A 21,286-nucleotide genomic window follows, 5' to 3' on the forward strand; every position below is an offset into this window, starting at 1 on the left:
TTAAGAAAGTAGCAGGAAATTTTTCAAAGATAAGAGTGGAAGAATTCTATTAAAAAAAGAGGTGATTTCTATGCATTTAGCCGATGGGGTACTGAGTACGGAAATGGCGGTGGCAACCTCAGTGGGAGCGGCAGGGATGCTCGCTTACAGCCTATATAAAACCAAGGAGGAAGAAATTCCGAAAATCAGTTTAATGAGCGCCGTGTTTTTTACCTTTGCCATGCTCAGTCTTCCCTTAGGGCCTAGCAGTGTACATCCCCTGCTACCGGCACTGATCGGAACGATTTTAGGAAGGCGGGCACCCATTGCGGTATTTATCGGACTATTTATACAGGCCGCGGTTTTTCAACATGGAGGCATTACCACCTTGGGGGTAAACACCTTATTGGTGGGAGTTCCAGCACTGGTTTGTTGGCAGGTATTTTCAAGGGTTTATCATCGGGAAAAGTCTCCCTACGTACTGTCGGGTCTCCTTGGTGGTTTAGGGGTAACCCTTACGGTGGTTCTCTTGGTTGGGGTTTTATTGGCAACGGATATCCGCTACAGCCAGGGAATGATCTCGAATATCCAGCTTATTATTTTATCCCACATCCCATTAATTTTTCTAGAGGGAGGGATTACGGCCTTTGCTGTGGGATTTATTCATAAGAGTAGAAAAACGGTGTTGGAGGGCGCAAAAGGATGAGAAGACCGAAAGTCTATTCATGGATTTCGAAACTGGAAATTCGGTGTAAAATAATTTCCATTATGGCCGCGGCTTTTTTACTGATTACCCTGGAAGAGCCTATAGTTCTAGGCATTGTACTTGTGGGGCTTTGGATTCTTGCTCGGCAGATGGGTCTTCCCTGGAAGTTTCTGATCAGAAAATTGGGGCTTCCCCTGCCCTTTCTTCTTTTTATGTCAATACCCCTGATGTTGGGAGAGGGTTTTCCCGTATCCGCTGATCGTTTGATATTCGCCTATCAGTTGATAACAAAGGGACTTGGCGTTTTTATGCTTCTGATAATCCTTACTTATACCCAGGAAGAGGTTCAATTGGTGGAGGGTATTCGTCAGCTACCGATCCCGAAAACCCTAAGCGCGGTACTGCTGCTGTCCTTTCGTTACATCCATGTATGGACGGCTACCTTAAAAAAGACCTATCGATCCTCGGTGTCCCGGGGCTTTGAAAAAAGTTGGCATCCGAGCACACTCAAGGTATATGGGGAAATAATGGGAGCCATGATTCTTCGAAGCATGGATCAGTCCCAACGGGTGCACCGGACCATGGTTTCCCGGGGATTTAGCCGGGATCTTCCCAAGGGACCTCCTAAAGCATTAGGCATAAGGGAGGGACTTTGGGTGTTTAGCTTGATGATTGGATTTATCTTACTTAAAGCACTGGAAATGATGCTTTAACTGGAAATGAGGTTGGAAAATGGAGGGAATTAGCGTATCAAAAATGTCATACACCTATCAAGGAGAACAACCAGCCTTAAAAAATGTGAGTTTTAACGTAACTTCAGGAAAAAAGCTTGCAATCCTTGGGGCTAATGGCAGCGGTAAGTCTACACTGATTCAACACTTTAACGGATTGATTCTGCCCCAAAAAGGCACTGTTAAAATCCGAGAGGACTTTGTGGAGAAAAAAAATTTAAAAACCCTCAGGCAAAAGGTGGGGATCATCTTTGATCAGCCCGATGATCAAATTCTTGCCTCCACGGTTTGGGAAGACGTCGCCTTTGGCCCGAGAAACTTAAGGCTTGCTGAAGAGGAAGTTCAACACCGGGTAAAAAAGGCTCTGAAGCAAATGGAAATTGAAGAACTGGGGGAGTTTTCTCCCTATGAGCTGAGTCTTGGACAAAAGAAAAAGGTGGCCATCGCCGGTGTGCTGGCCATGAAGCCGGAGATATTGGTGTTTGATGAACCTTTTTCCGGATTGGATCCCGGTTCCCGGGAGGGACTGAAAAAAGCTCTGGATACTTTGCATGGAAGGGGGCATACCTTAATATTCACCACCCACAATGTGGACATCGCCTACCAGTGGGCGGATCAGTTGTTGATTTTAAAAGAAGGTCAGGTTCTTCACAGCGGAGGGGTTGAAGCTCTGGAAAATGAAGATCTGTTATCAAAGGGAAATCTTGAACTTCCAGGCTTAGTAAAACTTTTACAGGGCACCGGAATTGCCGGGAAAGATTCAGCGGAAATCAATAGAACATTAAAGGAGGCGTTAGGCATTGAAAAGTAACAAGAAAAATAGGATACAACGTAGAATGGTAACAAAGGGAATTTTAGTACTGCTGATTTTTTTATTATCCGTAACCACGGTTTATGCCCATCGAATGATGATTGATCCCATAAAAGACACAACTATATGGGTAGGTTACGAAGGTGGTACCACGGTAGAAAATATCAATGTTGAAGTATTGGATGAAGAGGGAGAACTTCTGGCATCGGACACCGCCGATGAAGAGGGATATTACTCCTTTGAAAACACACCGGAAGCCCATAGTATTGTAGCCGATGACGGTATGGGACATCGAGTCACCTGGGTGGTAGGAGAATCGGCGGTAATGATGGAGGGCTGGACGCGATACCTAAGGATCGGAGGAATTGTTCTGGGTTTTATTTTGGTAGCCCTGTTTTTCTGGCAACGAATCCGGCGATTTAACAAGGGAGAGAGGAGCAGCTGATGGGAAAAAATATCATGTTTCAGGGGACCGGTTCCTCTGTGGGAAAAAGTTTACTGACCGCAGGCCTTTGCCGGGCGCTTTTTAATCGGGGCTACGCCGTGGCTCCTTTTAAATCCCAAAATATGGCTCTAAACTCTTTTATCACGAAAGATGGTAAGGAAATGGGAAGGGCCCAGGTGGTTCAGGCGGAAGCGGCTGGAATCGAACCCTCGGTGGAGATGAACCCGATTCTCTTAAAGCCCACCAGCCAGGTAGGGTCCCAGGTGATTATTGAAGGAAAGGTGTACGGAAATTTGGATGCCAAGGCCTATCAAAAGGAGAAGGTCCATTTAAAAAAGAAGGTCCATCGGACTTATCAAAGCCTCAGTAAAAAATATGAAGCGGTGATTATTGAAGGGGCCGGCAGTCCCGCAGAGATCAACCTTCGAGAGCATGATTTGGTAAACATGGGTCTTGCGGAGATGGTGGACGCTCCGGTAATTTTAGTGGGAGATATCGACCGCGGTGGGGTGTTTGCATCGATTTACGGCACTGTAATGCTTTTAGAGCCTCAGGAACAGCGGCGAATTAAAGGATTTATCATTAATAAGTTTCGGGGTGATGTGGAAATATTAAAGCCCGGGATCCGGATGATGGAGGAAAAAGTCGGAATTCCCTGTCTCGGCGTTATGCCCTATGACAGTTTTATGATCGAAGATGAGGATAGCGTTACCAATCGATTTGAAGAGAAGGCTTCTCAAAATAAACCTGATCAGGGAAATGCACTCCGAGAAAATCAAGACGGGAGTTTATCGAAAGTAAAAATCGGAGTGATTAAGCTGCCTTTTATCTCCAACTTTACAGATTTTTTGCCCCTGGAAACAGAGCAGGAGGTTCTGTTAACTTACATTCAAGACCCTAAAGACTGCGAAGATCTGGATCTATTGATCATTCCCGGCAGTAAAAACACCCTCCATGACCGTAAGTTTTTAATCGAAAAGGGCTTTGACGAAAGAATATACCCTCAGGTGAAAAAAGGAAGCTTGGTAATGGGTATTTGCGGCGGATATCAAATTCTGGGAAGTACCTTACGGGACGATCATCAAGTGGAATCGGGGATCGCGGAAATCAATGGTCTAGGTTTATTGGACATCGATACGGTGATGGAAAAGGAAAAAACAACTAGACAGATTACCGGCCGAAGCCCTCTTTTCCAACAGAAAATAGAAGGAATGAGTCTTAAAAGGGAGTTCGAGACAATAATCACCGGCTATGAAATCCACATGGGAAGAACCACAAGAAAAGAAGGAACCAGCCCCTGGATTAGTTTAGAGGACGGCAGTTTCGACGGCAGCATCGACGAGAAAAACCAAATTTTCGGAACCTATCTTCACGGGATTTTTGAAAACGATGATTTTCGCCGGGATCTGATCGGTCATTTAAAAAAGAAAAGAATTCTGGACACTACGGAGGGGAAAGACTTTATCAGTGCCGTGGAAGAAGCGGGTTCTTCCTTTAAAGAGCTCAAGAATCAGGAATACAACCGACTGGCGACTATGATGGAAGAGTACGTGGATATGGACGCCTTGCTTAGGGTCATGGGGTGGTAGGGATGGAGTGGCTCATGGTTATAGTCTTTGCCCTAATCCTTGACAGGATATTTGGAGATCCTGTAGGGATGCCTCATCCTGTGATCTACATCGGAAGGTTGATTACGCTCCTTGAGAAGGGTATTCGAAGGCAGAAAAGCCTTTCCTTAAAAGTTGCAGGATTTATCCTGGCCCTTGGGGTGCCTCTGGTCGTTGGGGTTTTTATCCATGGATTATTACTGCTGGGGGATTTATTGCATCCCGGGCTTTATTGGGTAATTACGCTTTATTTTTTAACGTCGGGGATCGCTACAGAGTGTTTAAAGCAAGAGGGAATGAAGGTTTTTGACCAGCTGAAAAAGACGAATTTAAAGGACGCAAGACGGCGACTGTCCTACCTGGTGGGGAGAAACACCGAAGAACTTTCCGAAGAGGAAGTGATAAAGGCCACGGTGGAGACGGTTTCGGAAAACACCATTGACGGGGTGTTAGCCCCCTTGTTTTATATATTTCTCGGGATCGCCCTGGGCCTGCCCCTGGAGCTATTATGGATGTATAAAGCGGTAAACACCTTGGATTCCATGGTGGGCTATATTCAAGAGCCCTATAAGGATATCGGCTACGCCTCGGCGAAGTTGGACGACCTGTTAAATCTTATCCCCGCAAGGCTGGGAAGTTTATTGATGCTGATTTTCGGAGCGGGTAGCAAAAAAGAGTTTTGTGATGGACTGAGCACCTTTCGCCGGGATCGTAGGTCTCATAAAAGCCCCAATGCGGGACATCCTGAGTCCGTGGTGGCAGGGATCCTAGGGATTCAGCTAGGAGGGACCCATCGCTACTTCGGTGAAGTGTTGGAAAAACCTGCCATCGGAATTTCCAAACGAGGTCCGAAACTCCAGGATATTCCCCGGGCGGCACTGATTATGTATCGGGCCCAGTACGGTTTTACAGTACTTTGGGTTACTATGTATATTTTTTTCAACGCTTGATTGAAATTTTAATTCATGGGAAAAACGGAGGTCTACACATGAACAAACACGGCGGCTATCTAGGCAACAAGGAACAGGTGATTGATTTTAGCGTGAACATTTCACCCTTTGGTCCTCCGGAGTCCGTGAAACAGGGGATTATGGAGTCCTTAGAGGCGATTGAAAAATACCCATCCATTGATGGAGAAGATTACCGTTATTTGTTGCAAAAAGCCTTCTCACTGGATAAATTGGATCCCCGACAGCTGATTATCGGAAATGGAGCCATGGAGCTGATTTACTTATTTGCCCGAAGCCTTAAGCCGAAGAGGGTGCTATTGGTCCAGCCCACCTTTAATGAGTATCAACGGGCTTTTGAACTGGCGGGGACAAAAGTGGAGTATTTTATCTTAGAGGAAAGCTCAGGGTTTTCCATTCCCGAAGATCAATTGATGAAAAAACTCGAAAACCTCAAGCCTGAAGCACTTCTTTTATGCAGCCCTAACAACCCTACGGGGGTCTATTACGAGAAAAAGCTTCTTCAGCGCATTGCCCATGTGATGTCCACCTGGGAAGGAATCCTTTTTGTAGATGAATCTTTTGAAGAGTTTGTGCTTGATGAAGATTTATACGGGAATGAAGAATCAACCTTATTTTCAGCAGAGGATTCTTCAGGGGACAATACTGGATCAGAAACAGCTCCACTATACAATACCGGTATAATGAATATGTTCATTCTTCGTTCCTTAACAAAATTTTACGGAATACCCGGACTTCGCTTAGGATATGGGATCGGCCATAGCTCGCTGATTGAAAAGCTACTGGAACATAAGGAGCCATGGACCGTGAACACCTTTGCTTTTAAGGCCTTAGAGAAAATCGTCTTCGAAAAGGAGTATCCACGTCATCTGACTGAGTGGCTAAAGGAAGAAAAAAACTATTTGGAAAAACACTTTCAAGAACTCAGAAACTTGGGTTTAATAATCTACCCGAGCAGTGTAAACTTTTATCTCGGGAAAATTCCCGGGATATCGGCAAAATTGCTGCAGGAAAAACTATTAGAGGCCGGCATATACATTCGTACCTGTGAAGATTTTCATGGACTGGACCATGAACATTTCCGATTTGCCCTAAGGATGCGAAAGGATAACGAAAAGCTGATTCAGGCACTTGAGAAGCTACTAACCGATTAAGTCATACTGCGGGCAGTTAATACTGAAATAGGCTTATACTGTGATCCGGAGATAGGAGAATATAAAATGGAAGGGAAAAAATTAAAAGGTGGAGAAAGCAACGGGAGAAGATACAAAGGAGGCGTAGTATGATTACCTTTATCACAGGAGGAGCAAGAAGCGGAAAAAGCAGCTTCGGTGAGGCACTGGTAAAAAAAGCGGCAACGGTGCCCGCTGATGTTTTATACATACCCACAGCAAAGGCCTATGACGAAGAAATGCAGGATCGGATCAACAAACACCGCATCCGGCGGCCAAAGGAGTGGGAAACCCTGGAAATGTCCACAAGGTTTCAGGGGCTAGAAATAAATTCGGATTTTGTAGAGCGTTCCGTAGTTATGGTGGACTGTCTCGGTGTTTTTGTGACCAATAGAATGCTTTTAAAGGAACGGGACTTCGATCAAATCACGGCAAATGAACGGGATCAGATGGAAAAAGAAATTCAACGGGAAGTGAAGCATCTTCTGGACATACTAAGGGAAAAAGAGGCTTTTATTGTATCCAATGAAGTGGGGATGGGCTTAGTACCCGAGTATCCCATGGGGCGGATCTTTCGAGATATTCTAGGCCGGATAAATCATGAGGTGGCGGCCCGGGCGGATAAGGTGTATTTTGTTGTAGCCGGTATTCCCATGTGTCTAAAGGGGGAGGATCGGTGAGGAGTAAAATTTTTTCGGCCATCGGGTCTGAGATGCGTTCCTTTCTGTTGATGCTGACCTTTTTAACTCGGATACCCGTAAAATTCTCCTTTAAGATTAGGCAAAGGGAATTTCATCGGGGAATCTTTTATATGCCTTTGATCGGAGGAATCATTGGCATTGTCCTTGGAGTTGTGGGATACCTAATGCATTTTATGGACCCCTTAATACGGGCAGTGATTCTCTGGATGGTTTATTTATGGCTTACAGGTGGTCTTCACCTGGATGGACTTTCCGACCTTAGTGACGGGATTTTCAGTAATCGTAAAGAGGAGGACTTACGAAGAGTTATCAAGGATAGTCACATTGGTGCCTTCGGTGTTATTGCCATTGTAGTAAATATCCTCCTCACCGTAGCACTTTTTTCTTTCATGGGACCGGCATACATTATTCTAGGCCCTCTGCTCAGCCGTAGCGGGGTCCTGTTTGCCATGGGTTTTTCCTCCTATCCTAAAAATCAGCAAGGTCTTGGCAAAGGAGTGATTGAAGCTACGGGGTTAAGAACTTTGTTGATGAGTACATTGCTACCGGTAGTTATTGTTCTTATCTTTTATCCGACAGTGATTTTTCTTCCCCTTTTTTTAACCTTTATGGGAGGCTTGTTCCTCTCTAAATGGATTACAATGAAACTGGGTGGCCTTACGGGCGACGGTATCGGATTTATTATCGAGGTGCTTCAGCCTCTTAGTTTATTTTTGATTTATCTCATAAACCTTAGCTAAAGCTTATAATCAAAATAAACAAACGAGGAGACAGCGGGTGAAATGTGGACGGTGACAGGGGGACGGAAATACTATCTCCCTGCAGAATTTGACTTTTAAGCCTTGATATAAAAGCAAAAACTTAAAAATATTTAAAGAGGAGTAACTGTTTTCATGGTCCCGACCGAATGGGTAAATGAAGACAGTTGTTCTTTTTTGTATATGGGGGGGGCAGTTACTCCGTCCACCGTCCTTCGCTGTCCTCCTGCTATGTTTTTTACCGATTATTAAGAAGTTTCCTGATAAATTTCCTAAAAGTGACTCCGGTCACTGCTAAAAGAAAAAAAGCGTTCTATAATGGTTTTGACAGCGGAAGTCATCCGTTGAAAAAATTTCAATAGAAATACTTGAAAGGATAAGGCCCCAAGACGCATGTGATGGGGGACAATTAATAAGATTAGGAAATTTAAAATATAAGGAGTGGAGCCGATGAAAGCATGGGATGGATTCAAAGGATTTCAGTGGAAAGACAGTATAAATGTACGGGAGTTTATTCAACAAAATTACACACCCTATGAAGGGGATGATCTTTTTTTAGAGGGATGTACCGAGAGAACCAAGAGTCTTTGGGAGAAAGGGGAGGCCGCCATTACCGAAGAGATTAGAGAGGGAAAGGTTGCCATTGATACTACTAGGTTTTCCGGGATTGCCAACTATCCTCCCGGGTATTTAAACCGGAAAAAAGAGCTGATTCACGGATTTCAGTCGGATCAGCCCCTAAAGCGGATTGTAAATCCTTACGGCGGGTATCGAATGGTACAGGACGCCTTAAAGGCCTATGATCATGAAATGGATCCGGAATTGGAAAAATCCTTTACCGCCTTTCGAAAAACCCATAACGACGGGGTGTTTGACGCCTATACTAAGGAGATGAAAAAAGCCCGGTCGGTAGGACTTTTATCGGGACTGCCCGATGCCTACGGTCGGGGAAGAATCATTGGAGACTATCGACGAATGGCTCTTTACGGATCTCAGGTGCTAAAGGGTGAGAAGCTAAAGGAAAAGGACGATATTAAGGGGAGCTCCGTAGAAGAGACCATAAAACTTCGAGAAGAGATTAAAGAGCAGGTCCGGGCTATTGAAGAAATGGAAAAAATGGCGGAAAGTTACGGTTATAACATTACCCAACCGGCAGATACTGCCCGGGAAGCGATACAATTTTTTTACTTTGCTTATTTGGCAGCGGTAAAAGAAAACAATGGAGCGGCCATGTCCCTTGGACGAAACACCACCTTTTTGGATATTTATATAGAACGGGATTTACAGCGGGGAATTATAAGTGAAGTACAGGCTCAGGAGTTGATTGACGACCTGGTCATTAAACTTCGAATGGTACGGCATCTTAGAACCCCGGAATATAATGAACTTTTCGCCGGAGATCCCAACTGGATTACCGAGGCCATTGGCGGAATGGGTGTTGATGGGCGGACCTTGGTAACGAAAACCGCTTATCGATTTCTTCATACTTTAACGAACCTAGGCCCGGCTCCGGAGCCCAATATGACTGTCCTATGGTCCGAAGATCTGCCGGATAATTTTAAAAACTACTGCAGCAAAATGTCTCTGGAAACCGGGGCCATTCAATACGAAAACGACGATTTGATGCGACCGATCTACGGCGACGATTACGGCATTGCCTGCTGCGTATCGGCGATGGAAATTGGAAAGGAAATGCAGTTTTTCGGTGCCCGGGCAAATCTTGGGAAAGCCCTGCTATACGCCATCAACGGTGGTCGGGATGAGATGAAATCTGGAGAAAACGGTGAACCGATCCAGATGATTGAGGGCATTGAACCCTTAGAGGGAGAAATTCTGGACTTTGACCAAGTGATGAAAAACTTTAATAAGGTAAATCAGTCCCTGGCTAAGCTCTATGTGGAAACCATGAACACCATTCACTATATGCATGATCAATATGCCTACGAAGCCTCTCAGATGGCTCTTCATGACAGTCTGGTGCACCGATATATGGCCTTTGGGGTTGCGGGACTGTCCATTGTGGCCGATAGCCTGTCGGCAATTAAATTTGCCGAGGTGCGACCGGTTCGAAATGAACAAGGCATCGCCGTAGACTTTAGGGTAACGGGAGAATATCCAACCTACGGCAATGATGATGACCGGGTGGACGACCTTGCAGTACAGGTGCTGGAAGACTTCAGCAAGGAGCTGAAACAAACAGAAACTTACCGAAATGCGGAGCACACCCTGTCGGTGCTGACCATTACCTCGAATGTGGTTTACGGAAAGAAAACCGGGACCACTCCCGATGGAAGGAAAAAAGGTGAACCCTTTGCACCGGGAGCCAATCCCATGCACGGGCGGGATCAACGGGGGGCACTGGCTTCACTGAACTCTGTGGCAAAACTGCCCTACGATAAAGTATGTAAAGACGGGATCTCCAACACCTTCTCCATTACGCCGAAGGCTCTTGGAAAAGAAGTAAGGAATCAGATCAAAAACCTTAGCAACATCCTAGACGGCTATTTCGCACAAGGGGCCTTCCATCTAAACGTTAACGCCGTACAGCGAAAAGTTTTGGAAGATGCCATGGCTCATCCGGAAAAGTATCCTCTATTAACCCTTCGGGTTTCCGGATACGCCGTTCACTTTAATCGATTGACCCAAGAACAAAAGGAGGAGGTTCTGGCACGAACCTTCCACGAAAGTGCATAAATATAGCAGAAAAAACTTGAAAAAAGAGGGTTGATAAAACCCGTTGAATAGAGAGTTGATAAAACTTGGACAGTTTGATGATGAAAGCAAAAGAAAGGGTGTGAAGGCTATAATGATAGGACGAATCCACAGCTATGAAACCATGGGCCTTCATGACGGGCCGGGCATCCGCACCGTGTTTTTTCTTCAGGGATGCCCGCTTAAATGCCTCTACTGCCATAATCCCGACACCCAAAAGTTTGATGGAGGCAGGGAAATGAGCACTGAAGAAGTGGTGGCTGTTGCAAAGCGATACAAACCTTTTTACCGACGGTCGGGAGGAGGCGTAACCATCTCCGGTGGGGAGCCGCTTTTGCAATGGGAGTTTTTGCGAGATCTTTTTCAAAGGCTCAGGGAAGAGGGGATCTCCATCGCTTTGGATACCAGCGGATATGGAGGAAGTAACAAGTTAACAAGCTACGACGAAACAAATAAAACAATGGGGCCGACTTCAGGGTACCTTGGAGAGTTACTTTCTTATGTGGATCATTTGTTAATGGACATCAAACATGTAACGGATTCCAAGCACTTGAAACTCACAGGTAAGAACATGGAGGGGACCCGGGACCTCCTTCGTGAGCTACCTGATTTTCATGGGAAGGTTTGGATCCGTCATGTAATGGTCCCGGGTTATACCGACAATAAGAAGAGTATGGAAGCTTTATACTGTATGATAGCTCCCTATCAAAATAAAATAGAAAAAGTAGAGATCCTGCCCTACCATAAAATGGGGGCGGAAAAGTATCAAGAGCTTGGCCGAAAGGACCCCTTATCCGGAACCCCTCCCATGGATGTTGACAAAGCCCGGGAATATGAGTTATTCTTAGAAAAACTTCTGGAAGCTAGGGAAGCGTTGAGAACCGGATAAGAAAGCGGGTGGTGGTATGCCAAGCACTTCTGCAAAACTGCACAACCCTTGTCAAAATTGTCAGGGAGAACACTGTATCAAAGAAATACCCCTGCTCTCGTCTTTAAGCAAACAGGAACTGGAAAAACTGACGGAAGAGGTAATCATCCGAGATTATAAAAAAGGAGACCGTATTTTTCGCCGTGGGGATAAAGCCGACGGTCTCTTTATCGTGTGTTCGGGAAAAATGAAAATCACCAAGTCCCTCTCCGACGGAAGGGAACAGATTCTTTACATTTACTCTCCGGGGGATTTTATCGGGGCCTTTAATCTCCTAAAGGCTGATCGTTTCGAGTTTGATGCTACGGCCATCCAACCGACAAGAATGAGTATTCTAAAAAAAGGTTCTTTTGACGCCATAATACTCAAAAATCCTGAAATGACCTTAAAGGTTTTGGAAAAGGCCTATGACCGGATCAACAGCATTGAATCCTTAGTAGAGCGCCTATCCATCGGAAATTCCGATGCCAAAGTGGCAAGTATGCTCCTAAGCCTTATAAAGGAGTTCGGAAAAGAAACCCCTGAGGGTACATTGTTGAATCTCACTATGAATCGGGAGGAAATGGCAAGTCTCGCCGGTATTGCCCGGGAGACTGTGATTCGAAAAATGAAAGAGTTTCAGCGAGAGGGGATCCTAGAGGACCGAGGCAACCGGAAAGTGTTGATCAAGAGTATTAAAAGACTTGAAGGGAAGCTTTAGGTTTAAAGCTGAAGGAGGGGAAAGAGAGGGAGGAACAATATAAGAAAGGCGTGAGAAGGTGGAGAGGAAAATGGAAAAAGAACTGAAATATTGGGTTGATCTATGGGAGAAACAGGAAAAGGGAAGACATAAGCAGCAAGAGTTTTGGGATAACAGAGCTGATTTTTTTGACGGCAAAGTATTTACTGAAGGGAAAATAGGCAGCAATGTTGTGAAACTGTTAAAATCTAAAAATATGCTGTCAAAAGATATGAAGGTACTGGATATCGGCTGTGGTCCCGGTAAACATACCCTACCCATGGCTAAGGAGGTAAAAAGCATCACTGCTTTGGATATATCGGAAAACATGCTGAAACATTTACAGAAAAACATGGAAAGTACCAACATATTAAATATCCATCCTATAAGTTTGGATTGGAAGGATGTAGATTTAAAAGGGCGTCAGTGGGAAAAAGCCTTTGACTTGGTTTTTGCATCCATGACTCCCGGGGTATTTAACTATGAGACCTTGGAAAAAATGCTTATGGCCTGTAGAAAGTATTGTTACCTCAGTGGCTTTGTCAGAAGATCCGACCGATTAGAGAATGAAATCGCCGACTACATTTATGAAAAGTATCAATTGTCCCCGAAAAAAATCGATAAAGTTTATTATGTCTTTAATATCCTGTGGCAACTGGACTACACCCCGGAGATAGAGTACATCCACAGAAAGTGGGAGGATGATATGACAGTGGAAGAGGCCTACAGTCTTTATACCGACAAAATGTCTTCTATGGTAAGCTTGTCGGAAGAGGACCGAGAAAAAATCAAAAAAATTCTTGAGCATAAATCCCACAAGGGGAAGGTAACTGAAAAAACTGAAGTGATTCAGGGCATCCTCACTTGGAAATGTCCACCTTATTCATATCCCAGTAAAAAATTGTAACAGGAAAATGACTCTGAAACCTATATATAGTAAAGCTGAAAACAACTCCGTCCTGCTGTCATCAACTGTCACGCTCTATATAATTCTCCCTATCATAGATGAATCGTTCATTGTATAATAGATAGAAACTAGAAAGCAATATTTAAGGGCGTGACAAAAGGAACAAAATAAAAGAAATAAAGAGGATCACTCTATGGACTTTCATACTTTTGGTCCTTCAAGTACATATAAGCAACAATCACTTCGGTTTCGGGCTTACCCAAGTGGAAGAAGATAGATTATCGAGACCTTACAAAAAAGCCCTGAGTGTAAAAGAAGCCCTAGCAGAACTGAATCGTTTCGCTGGTTTTCAACTCGCCCGGTACTGCTCCAGCTGATTACCGAGATAAATGTATTTGGTTCTCCGGAAAAGGATTAATACAAGATGATAGGTAGATGACAGCGGGACGGATGACAACAACTCCGTCCCGCTGTCATCTATCATAAATGCATAGATAAATTCTTTAAAATCCTATATAATAATAGGAAATGATAAAATAGTTCGGCTACCAGCAATTTATCGGAGGGGTTTTTATGGATATCCAAAAGCTAAAAGAGGAGTATTTATCAGGCTTACTTCGGGGAGATCGACGTCAGTGTTACCTTTTAGTGAAGGAGGCTCTGGATGAAACAATCACCCTGCAGGAACTGTACGAAGAGGTGATTGGTCCTTCTATGATGGAAATAGGAAGGTTGTGGGAAGTTAATGAAATTACCATAGCCCAAGAGCATTTAGCAACCGCCATTACCCAAAGTGTTATTTCCGGTCTTTATGAGCATCTGTTTTCCAATAAAAACCCGGAGTATAAAGGAAAGATGATTTTAACCTGTGTCGGGGAGGAACTTCACGAATTAGGACCACGGATGCTGGCGGACCTTATTGAAATGGATGGTTGGGATGTTCGATACCTAGGAGCCAATATGCCCATTGATGCAATATTTGAAATGGTGAGGGAAGAAAAACCGGATCTTGTCGGGCTCTCCGCTACGGTAGAAGAAAACAAAGAAGTTATCAGAGACCTGATCAAAAGAATTAAAGAAGAATACGATCCATCGATTCCGGTAATGGTAGGAGGGTTGGCCTATGTAATTTCTCCTGATTTGTATCAGTACACCGGGGGGGACTTTTTAGGAAAAAACTTCACTGAAGCATTGCAATTCACAAGAAAAGTCGCTGCTAAAAGAATATAATATATCAGAAAACAGAAGCACTATAAGTATAGCAGTATTACAAATATAAAATAACAACACTATGAAATTACTAAATAGCAAATTGATAAGGGGCGAATGCTGATGGAGATGAATTCTGAGACAAAGGGCCGAGGCTTTATTATTCGTTGCAGCCGGGAAGGCATTATTAAAGATATTATCCGAAATGAACTGAAACGGGAATTTCCCTTTGATCCCAAAGAAAACATCCATTATTACCTGGATCATGAAAGTCTTATAGAATATAAAAGATTTTTTGCCGAAGTAGCGGAATCCGGTACCGGTTTAGGTTGGAAACTGAATCTTAAGGGCCAGGAAAAAAATATACCCTTGACCTTTGCTGGGGTTCTGGATGAGGAAGACTTTTTTGTTGTTGCCGCCGAGAACGCAGATCAAATTTTAGATTATTACGAGGAACTGATCAAAAGGAACAGCCCCTATGGGGAGAAGATTCGTGATATTATAAAAAGAAGTTTTACAAGAAATGTCACACGAAACAATGGGTTGCCTAAAAATGCAGAGGTAGAAACTTATCATCATATCAGCACCTTGAATAATGAGTTAACCAATATGCAACGAACATTAACGAAAAAAAACATTGATCTGAAGCGTTTGGATAAGCAGAAAAACGAATACTTAGGTATGGCGGTTCATGATCTTCGTAATCCCATAGGTACCATTATGGGGTATAGTGAAATACTGAAGGGAGAAATTCAAGCGCAATTGAATGATGAACAAAGAGAGATGCTGGATTTGATCTCCAGCTCCAGTGAATATATGCTGAAGATTATAGATGATTTTCTTGATGTTTCTAAAATTCAGTTGGGGAATTTGCAGTTGGATAAATATTTAATAAATATTGAGGACCTTGTAAGACATAATATTTCCAATAATCTTATTGTGGCTCGTCAAAAGGATATTAATCTGGAATATCTCCTTAAAGGAGAATCCCCATTTGCAAAAGTGGATCCCGGTAAGTTGAACCAAGTACTAAATAATCTAATAGGGAATTCTGTAAAATTTTCCCCCTCCCACAGCAGTATAAAAGTCACGGTATCATCGGACCATGAGAAGGTGATCATCGAAGTGTCAGACCAAGGCCTTGGGATTTCAATGAAAGATAAAGAAAAACTGTTTAAGCCCTATCAGCAGACGGATACAAAAAGTACCGAAGGAGAAAAGGGGGAAGGATTGGGTCTTGCCATAGTTAAAAAAATCATCAAAGGTCATGGCGGGGACATAAAAGTGGAATCGGAAGAGGGAAAGGGCTCGAGATTCTCTGTGCTACTTCCGAAGGAAGAAGTGAATTAATGGCCCTGACATAAGGAGAGGAAGCCTTTGGAAGAAAAAAGAACGATAGGACGGAGTACATTTTTAAAAGACGTTTTGATCTGTTCTCTCGGTGCCTACGGTGGCCCCGAGGCTCACTACGGAGTTTTTACGGATCAGATGGTTATTAAGAAAAAATATTTGACCGAAGAAGAGCTTGTGGAGCTGATGGCCTTAACCGGAATTTTACCGGGTCCCAGTAGCACCCAGACGATTGTTGCTATCGGATACAAAACCGGTGGGCCGCTGCTGGCGCTGCTGACCATGCTGGTATGGGCATTGCCTGTTCTTATAGTAATGACCCTACTTTCTTTTTTGACCCAAATACTAACGGATATGAACCTCTCCCAGGAAGGACTGCGCTACATTGGTCCTATGGCTGTAGGGTTTATTATTGTAGCCGCATACCGAATCGGACGAAAGGTGATAAAAGACGGAATCACCTTGGGACTTTTAATATTTGGAGGGGTAACTACATATTTTTTGAGGGAACCCTGGGTGTTTCCCTTGGTGTTGATCTTTGGCGGAGCCGTAAGTGTTTTAACATCTAGGGAAAAGGATATGTGGCATCGGGTTAAATTGAACCCTCCATGGAAGTACTTAATTCTCTTTGGAACCTTCGCCTTAGGAAGCCTGGTGCTGGTGTTTCTCTCGGATAATCAAATGATTCGGCTATTTGAGAGTTTCTACCGCTACGGTTATTTGGTCATCGGCGGCGGACAGGTGGTAATTCCGATGATGTACAGTGAGATTGTGGAAGTGAATCAACACATGAGTAGTCAAGAGTTCTTAACGGGCTACGGTCTGGTACAGGGGCTTCCCGGTCCGATGTTCAGCTTCAGCGCCTATGCCGGGGGCATGGCAGCTCGGGGAGGAAGTGCCGTAACCCAGGTCCTTGGTGCTGTGGTCAGCGGCATAAGCATCTTTCTGCCGGGGCTTTTATTAATTTACTTTATCTATCCCGTGTGGGAACGGCTGAAAGGGATAAAAGGTATTAAAATCGCTCTTCGGGGGATTACCGCCGTGGCCGGAGGACTGATTACCATTGCAGCGGTGATCTTAATGCAAAGCAGCGGGTTTGCGATCGATAACTTTATAGTTATGATCTTGACCGTCGCATTGCTTCTGACGAAGAAAATACCGGCACCCCTGATTGTTCTGGCGGTTCTGGTTTCTGGATTTTTGCTTTAGATTTTGTCTTGAGATAATGTAACTAAATTATTTGTCATAATAAAAGAGATCCCGGAGGAATGAGGTCGGTGAGCATTCATATGAACCTCAAAGGAAATTAAAGGATTGAACTTGAGACAATAAGACGTTTAATATGTAAAAAAAAGGGTACATGCTTACTATAATAATATATGTGAGGGGGTACTGAATATGAAGATTTTGGTAGGATTTGATGGTTCTGAGGGCAGCAAAAAAGCATTAAAGATGGCAAGGAGTTTAATCTACACCTGTGTGGTTGGTGAAATAACGGTTGTTCATGTACAGAGAAAGAGTCCTATCAAGTATGCATCCTATGAAGAAGTACTGGACATAAGTGATATGGATCAGACTTTAAAAGAAGTTTTTGATGAGGCCTACAAAGAAAGTCAGGAATCAATCAAATACCTAGAAAATGCTAAGGTAGAACTTAAAATCATAAAGGGGGATAATCCGGCTCAAGTATTAGCGGATTATGCAGAGGATAGAGCGTTTGATCTGATTGTTGTGGGTGCAAGGGGAGCCAGCGGATTAAATAAATGGAGACCCGGCAGTGTAAGTAAGGGAATCGTGGATAATTGCTGCACAAGTGTGTTGGTTGCAAAATAGTATAATTTAGATGCTTCTGAAGTTTCAAGGTCTTCAGTCTCATCGAGGCATTCTTTCGGTTTACATTCTCTAAATAATCAGTTATTATAGTTCTGTGGGCAGAGTAAGTAGTATGCGTTAAGTGTTAGAAGATGGGAAGTTGCTTCTAAACGAAGATGAACATCGCGTTATACTGCTGCATCCGCTGTTTCACCATTAGAGATTTTACTGAATTTCTCTTAATGTTGGAGCTTCTATGCCTAACTTTGAGAGAAAGGAGGTGCCGAGATGGATCGTTCGGATAATATAAGTGTCAAAAGATTTTTCAGCCCGGGAAAATTAACCACAAGAACTCTGGTTATCAGTGCATTGCTGATTTCCATGGCGGTGGTACTGGGTCAATTTTCCTTTATGGTAGGACCCAGTGTGCGGATAGGATTCAGTCGAATTCCAATTATCGTATCCGGTATGCTGTTAGGGCCCTTAGCCGGAGGGTTGACGGGCATTGTACATGATTTGATCAACTTTATCATGCGGCCTGCCGGCGGTTTTCACCCCGGATTTACCCTGAGTGCCATGATGACGGGAATGATTCCCGGATTTATTGTTCAGTTCAGTTTATTCTCCGGTTTTAGAAAGTTTAACAGATCTCGAAAAGCATTTACCGTAACCAATGTGGTTACCAGTGTTGCTGCGGTTTACTTGATTGTAACCTTGTTGATGAACACCTACTGGCTATCCCAGTTAATCGGGGACAGCTATCTGGTGTTGCTGCCCGTAAGGGCATCAACCCAGTTGTTGGCCAATGTGGTAAATGCCTTAGTGATTGTGATGCTTGCGAAACCTTTGGAAAACTTTAAAAAACAGTATTCATAAGATAAAAAGATAACCCTGCCCCGGAGAGGTTCTAAAAGAACTTTTTCGGGGCAGTTTTTTTGCCCGAGCACAGAACAAGGAGTTCGATGCAAAAATCCTATTCAGAGCTTACCTAGCACCATCGATAGGACTTACCAGCATTGCACTGATGTTTTATGCATATATCCTTATGTAAAAATCATTTGTAAGACCACAGAGTAGTGTATAAGCCTATACAACAATCCTGTCGCCAATAAAACAATTTTAAAAAGGAGAAGATATAAATGGTGATTGAAGAACTCTATCCCCGAGTATTTAAAGAAAGTCCATACGTAAATTTCTAAAAAACTCTTAGAACCATCGGTGATCGAAAAGTTAAAACAGCAAATTCATAAACTGGAACCGTTGTTTGAAGAGATTTAAACGGAAGTTGCCATTTTTGAATAGAAGGAAGTCAGCGGTTTTTTTCAATCAATGCCCCTCATTATATTGCGATTTATTCCGAGGAAAAGGAAGGATATTTATTGAATGCCGGTTATATTCTGCAACAACTGGACTTGTATTTATCAAAAGAAGGGATTGGAACCCTATGGCTGGGACTGGGCAAACCTCAAGAAAGCCTGAAAGCCAAGAACGGCTTACTATATGTAATCACTTTGGCCGTTGGGAAGGCCAAGAAAAAACTTCAGCGGAAAAGCAGCGCCGAGTGTAAACGAAAGGCAGGAACGGTTCACTTGATCCTCGGAGCAAAGCATTTGCTCCGGGATTTATTTTTATTGAGGTCTTTCGAACCAACCACGGACTTTATATTATTCTCCCGTTGATCACCCCGGCCGTAAAGGGTGCAGGATCAGACTTTAAGCCTGTGAAAGGATTATAAAATATATGCTTGGCAATCGTTACTTTTGGTTCACAACATCCAAAAGAGGGTAAAAACACATAAATCAAGAAACACCACGTAAAATTCCATGAGATGAGGAAAATGAGGGCTGAAAATGTTGGAAAAAATTGATTTGTCTTTTAATGTTGGGGAAGAGAATTGTTCGATGGAAATTTTAAAAACATTATGCTTGAAAAAAAATCAATACCGGGGACACATCCAGTGTGATTCTATTATCATGGATCAGGCCGTCGTCTCTAGGAATGTTCTTCGAGGCATGTTCATTTTCTAAAAAGAGTAGGAAATGTTTGCAGGTGTAATAGGATAATAAACCGAAGAGTACATCTTCGGTTTATTTACGTCCTAATAACATATTTTTTAGACAGGCTCGCCAAATTATTTGAATAAAAGCTTGACAAAGAATAAAGAACATATTAACATATGCATATAATGGAATATGAAAGGAGGTAAACATGAAATCTTTACAGGGATTTTTAAAACTGATCTCGGAAGAAACCCGACTTAGGATCCTGATGTTGTTAAATGAAGAGGCCTTATGTGTTTGTGAACTGGAAGCAATATTAGAAGTTCCCCAACCCAGAGTATCAAAAATTCTTTCGAAATATCGGGATTTGGGTTTGGTGATCGACGAGAGAAAGGGAAAGTTCATTTACTATAAACTTGCTTTAAAGGATCCGTTGCATCAGGCCATCGTTTCCACTATAAAAGAAAAAAGAGAAACCATTGAACAGTTATCCCGGGATTATCAACGCATGTTGACAAAAGAGGGGTTACTTAATGCCTGTCAAGGCTCCCCCTCGGAACTGGAATAACCATCAGATAGAAAATCAGACTAAACATTAGACAAGGAGGATATTATGGAATTATTTTTAGAAACCATTAAATCAGGATTTGAAGCCGTGGGAGACTATGTGACCCTTCGACGGTTAATGTCTTTAACCATTGCCTTTTTCCTTTCCGGTGCCATTGCTCAGTTCATGTCTCAAGGCGCCGTACTGAAATACTTTGGTCCGAAAGCGGATAAAAGAGTGGCTTACTTAATTGCATCATTATCAGGAGCGATTTTAACGGTATGCTCCTGTTCAGTGCTGCCCATGTTTGCAAGTATACGACAGAAAGGGGCCGGGATTGGTCCAGCTATTACCTTCCTGTTTTCCGGACCCGCTATTAACGTGTTGGCCATCAGCATGACCTTTACGGCACTGGGGTACGATATTGGACTGGTTAGAGTAATCGGAGCCGTAATTATTTCTCTGGTTATTGGGCTGATAATGTTCTTGATTTACAACAAAAGCGAAGTGGTGGATGAAAGTGAGGAAATGTTCAGTGTAGAGGATGACAGCGATCGGACGATGCTACAGAACATGATGTTTTTCGCCAACCTACTGGCTATATTAATTTCCGGAGTGCGAAATCCTATACCCACCCTGTTATTAGTGGCATTGCTTTTCCTTCAACTGAAAAAGAACTTTACCTTGGAGGAAGTGAAGGACTGGGCAGCGGAAACCGGAGATCTGGCAAAAAAAATTGCCCCCTTATTCCTAGTGGGAATTTTTGCGGCGGGAGTTATTCAGGCTCTGCTTCCCCATGAGGTGGTAGCTCAGTTTGTCGGTGAGAACACTTATGCTGCGAACCTTTTAGCTTCTGTATTTGCCGCATTCATGTATTTCTCAACTCTTACGGAGATCCCTATTGTAGAAGCCTTTATGGAAATGAATATGGCAAAAGGCCCTGCTACAGCTCTTTTATTAGCGGGACCATCCTTGAGTCTTCCGAATATGATTGTTATTTCCAGAGTATTGGGTAAGAAAAAAACCGCTACCTATATTGTTTTGGTAATGTTTATATCCGCCGCTGTAGGATTGGTGGCAGGCAATATTTTCTATTAATTAAGATTAATCAGCATAGCGTAAGTACAGACAAAGGGACAGGGACCTGTTAGTTTTAAGTGGGTCCCTGTCTTATTGCTCTCCTACAGTAGAGTTTCATTATACTATAGGATTAATTTCAGCGATC

General features: G+C 43.3%; 21 protein-coding genes and 1 riboswitch. All 21 genes read left to right on the forward strand.

Translation table 11 applies throughout. The features are described from left to right. The first annotated feature begins 61 nt into the window (after nt 1-61). Nucleotides 62-685 carry a CbiM family transporter gene (locus tag ISALK_RS01165; RefSeq protein WP_371723331.1) on the forward strand — a complete coding sequence of 208 codons (624 nt, stop codon included), beginning with the start codon at nt 62-64 and terminating at the stop codon, nt 683-685. After that, a complete protein-coding gene (locus ISALK_RS01170) occupies nt 682-1,398 on the forward strand; it encodes an energy-coupling factor transporter transmembrane component T family protein (RefSeq protein WP_160718403.1) in 717 nt (238 codons plus the stop codon). Before ISALK_RS01165 ends, ISALK_RS01170 begins: the two co-directional genes overlap by 4 nt. 19 nt (nt 1,399-1,417) lie before the next feature. Then, a complete protein-coding gene (locus tag ISALK_RS01175) occupies nt 1,418-2,227 on the forward strand; it encodes an energy-coupling factor ABC transporter ATP-binding protein (protein ID WP_160718404.1) in 810 nt (269 codons plus the stop codon). Beyond that, a complete protein-coding gene (locus ISALK_RS01180) occupies nt 2,217-2,672 on the forward strand; it encodes a hypothetical protein (protein WP_160718405.1) in 456 nt (151 codons plus the stop codon). The genes ISALK_RS01175 and ISALK_RS01180 overlap by 11 nt, the downstream gene beginning before the upstream one ends. Further along, nucleotides 2,672-4,261 carry a cobyric acid synthase gene (locus ISALK_RS01185; protein WP_201756809.1) on the forward strand — a complete coding sequence of 530 codons (1,590 nt, stop codon included), beginning with the start codon at nt 2,672-2,674 and terminating at the stop codon, nt 4,259-4,261. The genes ISALK_RS01180 and ISALK_RS01185 overlap by 1 nt, the downstream gene beginning before the upstream one ends. 2 nt (nt 4,262-4,263) lie before the next feature. Next, nucleotides 4,264-5,229: an adenosylcobinamide-phosphate synthase CbiB gene (gene cbiB / locus ISALK_RS01190; RefSeq protein WP_160718406.1), complete on the forward strand. Its 966-nt coding sequence runs from the start codon at nt 4,264-4,266 to the stop codon at nt 5,227-5,229. A gap of 38 nt (nt 5,230-5,267) precedes the next feature. Beyond that, nucleotides 5,268-6,401, forward strand: a complete 1,134-nt coding sequence (locus ISALK_RS01195) for a pyridoxal phosphate-dependent aminotransferase (RefSeq protein ID WP_160718407.1) — start codon at nt 5,268-5,270, stop codon at nt 6,399-6,401. A gap of 128 nt (nt 6,402-6,529) precedes the next feature. Beyond that, nucleotides 6,530-7,099, forward strand: a complete 570-nt coding sequence (gene cobU, locus ISALK_RS01200; protein ID WP_160718408.1) for a bifunctional adenosylcobinamide kinase/adenosylcobinamide-phosphate guanylyltransferase — start codon at nt 6,530-6,532, stop codon at nt 7,097-7,099. After that, nucleotides 7,096-7,860: an adenosylcobinamide-GDP ribazoletransferase gene (gene cobS, locus ISALK_RS01205; protein WP_160718409.1), complete on the forward strand. Its 765-nt coding sequence runs from the start codon at nt 7,096-7,098 to the stop codon at nt 7,858-7,860. The genes cobU and cobS overlap by 4 nt, the downstream gene beginning before the upstream one ends. A 468-nt stretch (nt 7,861-8,328) precedes the next feature. Then, a complete protein-coding gene (pflB, locus tag ISALK_RS01210) occupies nt 8,329-10,572 on the forward strand; it encodes a formate C-acetyltransferase (RefSeq protein ID WP_160718410.1) in 2,244 nt (747 codons plus the stop codon). Nucleotides 10,573-10,615: 43 nt separating this feature from the next. Then, nucleotides 10,616-11,479 carry a pyruvate formate-lyase-activating protein gene (gene pflA, locus ISALK_RS01215; RefSeq protein ID WP_236660215.1) on the forward strand — a complete coding sequence of 288 codons (864 nt, stop codon included), beginning with the start codon at nt 10,616-10,618 and terminating at the stop codon, nt 11,477-11,479. Nucleotides 11,480-11,495: 16 nt separating this feature from the next. Further along, nucleotides 11,496-12,218 carry a Crp/Fnr family transcriptional regulator gene (locus ISALK_RS01220; RefSeq protein ID WP_160718411.1) on the forward strand — a complete coding sequence of 241 codons (723 nt, stop codon included), beginning with the start codon at nt 11,496-11,498 and terminating at the stop codon, nt 12,216-12,218. Nucleotides 12,219-12,288: 70 nt separating this feature from the next. Beyond that, a complete protein-coding gene (locus tag ISALK_RS01225) occupies nt 12,289-13,143 on the forward strand; it encodes a class I SAM-dependent methyltransferase (RefSeq protein ID WP_160718412.1) in 855 nt (284 codons plus the stop codon). Nucleotides 13,144-13,716: 573 nt separating this feature from the next. Continuing rightward, the gene (locus tag ISALK_RS01230; RefSeq protein ID WP_160718413.1) at nt 13,717-14,373 is read left to right on the forward strand and encodes a cobalamin B12-binding domain-containing protein; all 657 of its coding nucleotides are present in this window, start codon (nt 13,717-13,719) and stop codon (nt 14,371-14,373) included. Between the two features lie 102 nt (nt 14,374-14,475). After that, nucleotides 14,476-15,702 carry a sensor histidine kinase gene (locus ISALK_RS01235; RefSeq protein ID WP_160718414.1) on the forward strand — a complete coding sequence of 409 codons (1,227 nt, stop codon included), beginning with the start codon at nt 14,476-14,478 and terminating at the stop codon, nt 15,700-15,702. Between the two features lie 27 nt (nt 15,703-15,729). Beyond that, complete coding sequence (gene chrA / locus ISALK_RS01240; RefSeq protein ID WP_160718415.1) at nt 15,730-16,911, forward strand: chromate efflux transporter; 1,182 nt, start codon at nt 15,730-15,732, stop codon at nt 16,909-16,911. 189 nt (nt 16,912-17,100) lie between these two features. Further along, entirely contained in the window at nt 17,101-17,535 is a 435-nt protein-coding gene (locus ISALK_RS01245) for a universal stress protein (RefSeq protein WP_160718416.1), read from the forward strand. 97 nt (nt 17,536-17,632) lie between these two features. Next, nucleotides 17,633-17,724: riboswitch (THF riboswitch) on the forward strand. A gap of 78 nt (nt 17,725-17,802) precedes the next feature. Beyond that, complete coding sequence (locus ISALK_RS01250; protein ID WP_160718417.1) at nt 17,803-18,390, forward strand: folate family ECF transporter S component; 588 nt, start codon at nt 17,803-17,805, stop codon at nt 18,388-18,390. A gap of 449 nt (nt 18,391-18,839) precedes the next feature. Then, a complete protein-coding gene (locus tag ISALK_RS01255) occupies nt 18,840-19,193 on the forward strand; it encodes a nitroreductase family protein (protein ID WP_371723380.1) in 354 nt (117 codons plus the stop codon). A gap of 529 nt (nt 19,194-19,722) precedes the next feature. Continuing rightward, nucleotides 19,723-20,082, forward strand: coding sequence for an ArsR/SmtB family transcription factor (locus tag ISALK_RS01260; protein WP_160718418.1), 360 nt, complete (start codon nt 19,723-19,725; stop codon nt 20,080-20,082). A 45-nt stretch (nt 20,083-20,127) separates the two neighbouring features. Further along, nucleotides 20,128-21,159, forward strand: a complete 1,032-nt coding sequence (locus tag ISALK_RS01265; protein ID WP_160718419.1) for a permease — start codon at nt 20,128-20,130, stop codon at nt 21,157-21,159. The last annotated feature ends 127 nt before the right edge of the window (nt 21,160-21,286 follow it).

It is taken from the genome of Isachenkonia alkalipeptolytica (assembly GCF_009910325.1).
GTDB classification, from domain to species: domain Bacteria; phylum Bacillota; class Clostridia; order Peptostreptococcales; family T1SED10-28; genus Isachenkonia; species Isachenkonia alkalipeptolytica.

Excerpts from the sequence above, each read along its gene's own strand:
- ISALK_RS01175 (WP_160718404.1), top strand. The coding sequence starts at position 1,418 with ATGGAGGGAATTAGCGTATCAAAAATGTCATACACCTATCAAGGAGAA.
- ISALK_RS01225 (WP_160718412.1), top strand. The coding sequence starts at position 12,289 with ATGGAAAAAGAACTGAAATATTGGGTTGATCTATGGGAGAAACAGGAA.
- pflB (WP_160718410.1), top strand. The coding sequence starts at position 8,329 with ATGAAAGCATGGGATGGATTCAAAGGATTTCAGTGGAAAGACAGTATA.
- ISALK_RS01170 (WP_160718403.1), top strand. The coding sequence starts at position 682 with ATGAGAAGACCGAAAGTCTATTCATGGATTTCGAAACTGGAAATTCGG.
- ISALK_RS01220 (WP_160718411.1), top strand. The coding sequence starts at position 11,496 with ATGCCAAGCACTTCTGCAAAACTGCACAACCCTTGTCAAAATTGTCAG.
- ISALK_RS01230 (WP_160718413.1), top strand. The coding sequence starts at position 13,717 with ATGGATATCCAAAAGCTAAAAGAGGAGTATTTATCAGGCTTACTTCGG.
- ISALK_RS01250 (WP_160718417.1), top strand. The coding sequence starts at position 17,803 with ATGGATCGTTCGGATAATATAAGTGTCAAAAGATTTTTCAGCCCGGGA.
- ISALK_RS01265 (WP_160718419.1), top strand. The coding sequence starts at position 20,128 with ATGGAATTATTTTTAGAAACCATTAAATCAGGATTTGAAGCCGTGGGA.
- ISALK_RS01235 (WP_160718414.1), top strand. The coding sequence starts at position 14,476 with ATGGAGATGAATTCTGAGACAAAGGGCCGAGGCTTTATTATTCGTTGC.
- ISALK_RS01185 (WP_201756809.1), top strand. The coding sequence starts at position 2,672 with ATGGGAAAAAATATCATGTTTCAGGGGACCGGTTCCTCTGTGGGAAAA.
- ISALK_RS01195 (WP_160718407.1), top strand. The coding sequence starts at position 5,268 with ATGAACAAACACGGCGGCTATCTAGGCAACAAGGAACAGGTGATTGAT.
- ISALK_RS01245 (WP_160718416.1), top strand. The coding sequence starts at position 17,101 with ATGAAGATTTTGGTAGGATTTGATGGTTCTGAGGGCAGCAAAAAAGCA.
- cbiB (WP_160718406.1), top strand. The coding sequence starts at position 4,264 with ATGGAGTGGCTCATGGTTATAGTCTTTGCCCTAATCCTTGACAGGATA.
- ISALK_RS01260 (WP_160718418.1), top strand. The coding sequence starts at position 19,723 with ATGAAATCTTTACAGGGATTTTTAAAACTGATCTCGGAAGAAACCCGA.
- cobU (WP_160718408.1), top strand. The coding sequence starts at position 6,530 with ATGATTACCTTTATCACAGGAGGAGCAAGAAGCGGAAAAAGCAGCTTC.